7 protein-coding genes and 1 tRNA gene are annotated in these 6,528 nt (G+C 42.9%); 5 read left to right on the forward strand and 3 right to left on the reverse strand.

The window, feature by feature from the left end; genetic code table 11:
* Nucleotides 1–92: 92 nt before the first annotated feature.
* The 3 genes from LHL20_RS16725 to LHL20_RS16735 all read right to left on the reverse strand — a co-directional run bounded on the left by LHL20_RS16725 (nt 93) and on the right by LHL20_RS16735 (nt 2,687).
* Nucleotides 93–1,172 (reverse strand): methyltransferase, encoded by a 1,080-nt coding sequence (locus LHL20_RS16725; RefSeq protein WP_226434115.1) that lies wholly within the window; start codon nt 1,170–1,172, stop codon nt 93–95.
* Complete coding sequence (gene trmB / locus LHL20_RS16730) at nt 1,172–1,891, reverse strand: tRNA (guanosine(46)-N7)-methyltransferase TrmB (protein ID WP_202263244.1); 720 nt, start codon at nt 1,889–1,891, stop codon at nt 1,172–1,174. Before trmB ends, LHL20_RS16725 begins: the two co-directional genes overlap by 1 nt.
* Before the next feature lie 91 nt (nt 1,892–1,982).
* Nucleotides 1,983–2,687 carry an alpha/beta fold hydrolase gene (locus LHL20_RS16735; protein ID WP_226434116.1) on the reverse strand — a complete coding sequence of 235 codons (705 nt, stop codon included), beginning with the start codon at nt 2,685–2,687 and terminating at the stop codon, nt 1,983–1,985.
* 110 nt (nt 2,688–2,797) lie between these two features.
* On the opposite strand from LHL20_RS16735, the gene mutY reads away from it, so the two are divergent.
* The 5 genes from mutY (at nt 2,798) to LHL20_RS16760 (ending at nt 6,519) form a co-directional block, all read left to right on the forward strand.
* Nucleotides 2,798–3,856, forward strand: a complete 1,059-nt coding sequence (gene mutY / locus LHL20_RS16740; RefSeq protein ID WP_226434117.1) for an A/G-specific adenine glycosylase — start codon at nt 2,798–2,800, stop codon at nt 3,854–3,856.
* A 33-nt stretch (nt 3,857–3,889) separates the two neighbouring features.
* The gene (locus tag LHL20_RS16745; protein WP_159627170.1) at nt 3,890–4,162 is read left to right on the forward strand and encodes an oxidative damage protection protein; all 273 of its coding nucleotides are present in this window, start codon (nt 3,890–3,892) and stop codon (nt 4,160–4,162) included.
* Nucleotides 4,163–4,481: 319 nt separating this feature from the next.
* Nucleotides 4,482–4,557: transfer RNA gene (locus LHL20_RS16750), tRNA-Phe, on the forward strand.
* 982 nt (nt 4,558–5,539) lie between these two features.
* Nucleotides 5,540–5,923, forward strand: coding sequence for a CopL family metal-binding regulatory protein (locus LHL20_RS21275; RefSeq protein ID WP_148288986.1), 384 nt, complete (start codon nt 5,540–5,542; stop codon nt 5,921–5,923).
* Between the two features lie 104 nt (nt 5,924–6,027).
* On the forward strand, nt 6,028–6,519 hold the full coding sequence (locus LHL20_RS16760) for a DUF411 domain-containing protein (RefSeq protein ID WP_226434118.1): 492 nt from the start codon (nt 6,028–6,030) through the stop codon (nt 6,517–6,519).
* Nucleotides 6,520–6,528 lie beyond the last annotated feature (9 nt).

Genomic DNA, 6,528 nt, shown 5'->3' on the forward strand with positions numbered 1-6,528 from the left:
GCTGGGACGCCACACATGTGAAGCAAAGATGGTGGCGCAATCGCTGTATGCAGATAAGCTAAATTAGCACAAGCATAACCGTTTTTTAACGGCTATGCTGCTTGATATACAGAAAATTGTGAGGTTTGTGCCGTGGTATAAACAGTTTGAAAGTGCTCCGACAATAACCCTGGGTAAGGTAAAAAACGATTAGCGACCATTTGTAATGTGCCTTGTGATGACAAAATTGCTTTAGCATCCGCAATAAAACGCTTTGTAATAGTGTAATCTGTCTTAATACCCGTGTGGAATGGTGGGTTGGTTACAATGTGTTGAACTTTCTGAGTAAACCCATGTAGCCCATCAGCACCATACAAGGTTGCTGCTAATCCGTTTTCTTTGAGCGTTAGCGCGCTACAGTATATAGCAAGGGCACTGACATCGGTTAAATGCAGTTTTAGGTGAGGATATTTCAACATTAAGTAGCTTGCTATTACACCAGCACCACACGCAAAATCTAATACATTACCACTTAGACTATGCGTTAACTTCTCTAGCAACAACTCAGTACCTGCATCTAACTCTTTGTAGCTAAATACGCCTGGCATCGCGGCCACTTCCCAGTTGGTACCTTCAACGTGATAGTCGTTAAAATGGGTCCAGTCTTTTGGATCAAAAGCTAAATGCGCTTGCTCAACAATAAGTGTGATAAGACTACAATGACGCGCCGAGTCTACTTTCTGTGTCGCTCCGTATTGCTGCATTAATTTAGCAGCACTCTTAATTCCACCTTTATTTTCACCTACAACATGGATACGCCCGTTTTGGCCAACCATTCCTGCTGCCATTCGCAACAACATTTGAAAGTGAGTTTTTGCTTTGGGTAAGAAAAGCATGACATCGGTGTGGGAATTTTCTTGTTTTACAAAAGGCGTAAAAATATGAGTGTGACTGCCAACTTTCTGCACTACCTCAAAACCGTCTTCGGCAATATCTCTGCTGTCGAATGACACCGAAGGAATAACTCTTACGCATTCCGAGAATATATCAAAATATTGATGAATAACGGTTACCGTTTTCGACTTCAATCCATCTAGAAAATAAGCATCTGAGGGATTGATAAAGGCCCACTGACCCTCGTCAAACAAAGTGATATTACGCTCGAGTAGCTGGCTTTGAGGAGATAGAATCATTACTTAGTGCGCTCGTAAATTAGATCCCATACACCGTGCCCGAGCTTTTGACCACGCGTTTCGAATTTAGTGATAGGGCGGTACTCAGGTCGCGGAACATAATCGCCTTCTTCAGCTGTATTGGTGTAGCCAGGTGCGTTGTTCATAACTTCGGCCATGTGTTCAGCGTACGCTTCCCAATCAGTGGCCATGTGAAAACAGCCGCCAATAGCAAGCTTGGTGCGAACAAGTTCAGCAAATTCAGATTGTACTATACGGCGCTTGTGGTGGCGTTTTTTATGCCAAGGGTCTGGAAAAAAGAGCTGTAAGCGAGACAAGCTACCATCTGGGATCATGTTCTTAAGCACTTCTACAGCATCGTGCTCCATTACACGCAAGTTTTCCACGCCTTGATCACCTGCGTCAGATAAACACGCACCAACACCTGGGCGATGAACTTCAATACCGATAAAATCTTTATCCGGTGAAGCGGCTGCCATTTCGACTAATGACTTGCCCATGCCGAAGCCAATTTCAACAACGACAGGTGCAGTGCGACCAAACACATCAGACAAAGACAGAGGCGCGTCAGCATAGTCGATACCCATCGTTGGCCAATAGTCAGCCAGCGCTTTTTCTTGTCCTTTAGTAAGTCGGCCTTCACGCTTTACATAGCTTTTTACCTTACTTACATATACACCAGCGGCTTCTGCTTCCGCCTGACTTTTGAATTGCCTCATTTGCAATGCCTTTCTTACCAAATTTTCTGGTGGCGCATTATCCACTTACCCGCGGCTTATGCAACGGCATAATGGCAAAAATGCTGTATTTTTAATCGCTAATTTGCTTTGCAATAATAGCGGCTAACGCTTCAGTTTGCTCAAGGGGTATCATATGACCTGTATTTTCAAGCAGATGTAATGATGCCCCAGAGATTTGTTGGCAAACGCGTGCAATGGCTTCAGCAGGCGCGATATTGTCTTGCTGGGCAGTGATAAATGCCAAAGGTGCATTAATCTTAGCGAGAATTTCAGTCGTACTCTCTCTAGGTGTAGTGGCATTTGTATGGTTGAGTAAGGTTGTTTTTCCCAAATCTTGGGCCATAGACTTTACAACACCCGCAACATTTTCATCATCGATGCGTGACGGATGAATAAAGCGCGCAAGATAAGCATCGTTGTCGGCTTTAAACTGCCCTTTTTTAAGCATAGTGGTAAGTTGTTGGCGTTTAGCTATTTCTTCTTTGGATAGCCCGTTGGGGTTATAACCAATCAGCGTAAGAGAGGCGACCGATTCTGGACGTTGTTGGGCAATGAGCGCTGCAATATAGCCACCCATGGAATACCCAATAAGGTGAACCTTTTCGCCTTCTAGTATTCTGTCTTTGCTTAAGGCTAGCATGTCGTCTTTTGATGCTGCCCACTGAAGAGGAACATATCGACGTTGATGAGCAGGCAGTGCATGCCACAATGGCATAAATATGCGTTCATCGCACAAGGTGCCAGGAAAATACAAAATGGGCTTTGATACCGACACGCCGGCTCCTTAACAAAATAGTATTCGCGTACATGCTAACATAGCGCGTTTTTTTATAAATCACTGAGTAGATAAATAGGTAATGGCAGTGCCTATTACTGGCAGTAAATATGAGTGAACAGACTTCTAAATATAGTGGCAGTTTTGCCCAACGTGTTCTCACTTGGTTCGATGAGCACGGACGCAAGCACTTGCCTTGGCAACAGAGTGTCACACCGTACAAGGTGTGGATTTCAGAAATTATGTTGCAGCAGACCCAAGTGGCAACAGTTATTCCCTATTTCGAACGTTTTATGCAGTCGTTCCCTACCGTATTTGAATTGGCTAATGCATCTCAAGACGACGTGCTGCATCATTGGACCGGCTTAGGGTATTACGCCCGTGCACGTAACTTACACAAAGCAGCAAAGGTGCTTGTTGACCAGTACAATGGCGAGTTCCCCAATGACATTGAAAACGTTATTGCTTTACCCGGCATAGGGCGCTCTACCGCGGGCGCAATTTTGTCGCTATCGCGAAATCAACGACACCCTATTTTAGACGGCAACGTAAAACGTGTTTTGGCACGGTATTATGCTATTGCGGGTTGGCCCGGACAAAAACCGGTAGAAAATGCGCTGTGGGAAGTTGCTGAAGCAAACACGCCAGAAACGCGGTGCGCGAACTACACCCAGGTAATGATGGACTTAGGCGCTATGGTGTGCACACGTAGCAAACCAAAGTGCGACGAGTGTCCATTACAGGCAGACTGTATTGCTTATGCGCAAGGCGAACAAACTAGTTATCCGGGTAAAAAGCCTAAAAAAGTACTGCCAGTGAAAGAAACCTTTATGATGGTGGCGCAGTTCAATCAACAGGTTTACTTAGAACAGCGACCGTCGTCTGGTTTGTGGGGCGGGCTGTATGGCTTTTTAGAAACCACAACCATCGAGGAAGGAACAAAGGCGCTATCGTTACGCGGCATAGAGGTTGTTCAAACGCAGCCACTAGAAACTTTCAGGCACACTTTTAGCCACTTTCATTTAGATATAACCCCGGTAGTTGCCGTGGTAAACTCTCCACCAACAAAGCAGGGGGCAGAAATGTCTTCAAAATGGTTTATGCTTAATGAACCTATTGAAGTAGGGCTAGCTGCCCCCACTACCAAAATTATTAAACAGCTAGTCTAGCTGCAACCATTATAAGAACTTCAAGGATAACCCATGGCAAGAACCGTATTTTGTCAAAAGCTTCAAAAAGAAGCCGATGGCCTAGACTTTCAACTTTACCCGGGTGAACTGGGTAAACGTATTTTTGATAATATTTCGAAAGAAGCGTGGGCAGAATGGCAAAAAAAGCAAACCATGCTTATTAACGAGCACAAATTAAATATGATGGACCCAAATGCGCGTTCGTTTTTGGAAGAAAAAATGTCGGCTTACCTTTTTGAAGGTATAGAACCTACAATTGAAGGCTATGTTCCGCCTGAAAAATAAGCAAAAAAGCACATTTTGCTTAAACAATGTGCAAACGGTAATAAAACCGAAAAAAAAGCGAGAAAAACGGTTGACTTGTTAGAGGGAAAACCGTTTAATACGCACCCACAGCAGGACAGGTACTAAACACCTAGAACGCTAACCAGTTTCGCCCAGATAGCTCAGTTGGTAGAGCAGCGGATTGAAAAGTGCAAGCTTTATCGGTCGAATTTACCAAGCTAAGCTGTTAGGATAAGAGATATAAAGTTAGTAAGCACTTCGATTTGGCTTGCAAAGTTTTGCAAAGAAAAATTAAAGCTTACATTGCACAGTTTTATGTGCCTCGATAGCTCAGTTGGTAGAGCAGCGGATTGAAAATCCGCGTGTCCCTGGTTCGATCCCGGGTCGAGGCACCATCATTCAAGCCCTTGCAGAAATGCGAGGGCTTTTTTGATCCCGGTGGTTGAAAACACAGGCACACGCTAACGTGCCCCTGCGGCTGCGCCGCGCGTTGCAATCCCGGAGCGAGGCACCATTATTCAGAAAGCCCTGCATGAAAATGCGGGGCTTTTTGTTTTAGCAGTCTAACTTTATTTTACTGTGAGTAAGTTTGAAGTTTCGGTAATTGAATATGTGTATAAAATCTTCAGAGAATTTATACAAAGTAGATTTAGGGTCTTTGATATTGTTATTAGGATAATATCCTTTCCCAAAGAATTTGCTTAATATAATTTTGACAGTCTTATGTAGGCGGCCGAGAATGGAAAGGATGATCTGCGTGGACTATTCCAATGTTGTCAAAGTTCGTTTCAATAGATATCGAAAGAGGTAACTTGTTAGCTAAGTTAAAATATTTATTCTTAAGCTCATTGTCTAAGTATTGCCACCATTTACCTTCATTCTGATACCAAAGCTCAGATTGGTATAGCTTGCTCAAATTGATTTCTAATATTAGTTTTTCATGATTCCCTAATACAGAAAAGAATCATTTCTCATCTAATAAATTCAAACACCTCTCAGAATTTAGGTTTCTGTCAATAAGGTCGCCGACATCAAAAACTCTATCTGTCAGAGCGCGAGTTCCTCAAGCATTTATTTGTCAGCCTCCTCAATTTTTTGTGTAAGTCCGGGTACCTCCTGTTATAACGTTAATGGAACTGGACAAAGAGAAAGCATTGTGGCAACTACTTAGAGCGTTCAAGTTCTATCGCAGTATCTGAATTACGGATTTAGTGGCGCGGCTAAAAATTTGCATTGTTGTAGGCTATTTCTCTCATCATGACTATTTCTAAAATTCTGCCGATGAATGGGCTATTCTGATTACAAATTAGTCTCGACTGTTTACCAATTCGAAAAAATCCATTATTCTCCGTATAGGTTATGTTCAATGCTTAAAAAATGTCTAAATCCCTATCAAAATTAATACTAGTATTTACAGTGCTATCTGCCCTCGTTGGGCAAGCTATGGCTATAGATACTATGAGTTTTGAAATGGCTATTGACAACAAACACTACAATAGCAATTCTGAATCGAATTGCTCTATGAACATGAGCCATGGTATGAGAGTAGATTCTAGCAGTTCCGAGAACGCTAGTATTAAAGATTGTTGCAACACGTCGGAATGCACATGCCCACCAGGTGGTTGTACTCATGCTCCCGTCCTTATAGCTTTCATGATGATTGTTCAACGCCCAGTGGTGCCGGACGCTTCATTTGGCTTATTCTTCCAACAACCAGTTACAGTAACTTCCTCACTTTTTCGCCCCCCGATATTTGCCTAACACAGGGTTAGTGCGTCCAAATTTCACGCACAATTTGTTTCAGTTCCTGTTTATTATCTAGGTGCTAATGTACCTATATGTGCCAGCTTTGTCTGGAGGCAAAAATGTTAAAAAAAATCACCTATCAAGCTGCGGTATTACTGCTAATTCTACCTGGCGTTGCCATGGCAAATATCCACCATGGCGCAAACGATGTCTTCGAATTATTAGTTTATAAATCACCATCGTGTGGATGCTGTAAAAAGTGGATAACCCATCTAGAAAGCCAAGGGTTTCACCTACGTACAAAGGACTTTCATAACTTGAGCAACATCAAGAACGAATACGGAATTTCGCCAAGTCTTCGCTCTTGCCATACCGCTGTTACAGAAAGTGGCTTTGTATTTGAAGGCCATGTCCCTTCTAAGTTTATAAAACGATTTTTGTTAGAAGAACATCCAAAGGCTATCGGGTTATCTGTTCCGGCTATGCCAGTAGGTTCACCCGGAATGGAAGTAGCAGAGCAATTTATGCCTTATACCGTTTTCATTATATATCAAGATGGGAGCTACGAACCTTACGCGAAAGTAGAAAGCTACGACAGTCAATTCGATTGAAGTCAAAGT

The organism is Alteromonas sp. McT4-15 (assembly GCF_020515205.1).
Taxonomy (GTDB): Bacteria; Pseudomonadota; Gammaproteobacteria; order Enterobacterales; family Alteromonadaceae; genus Alteromonas.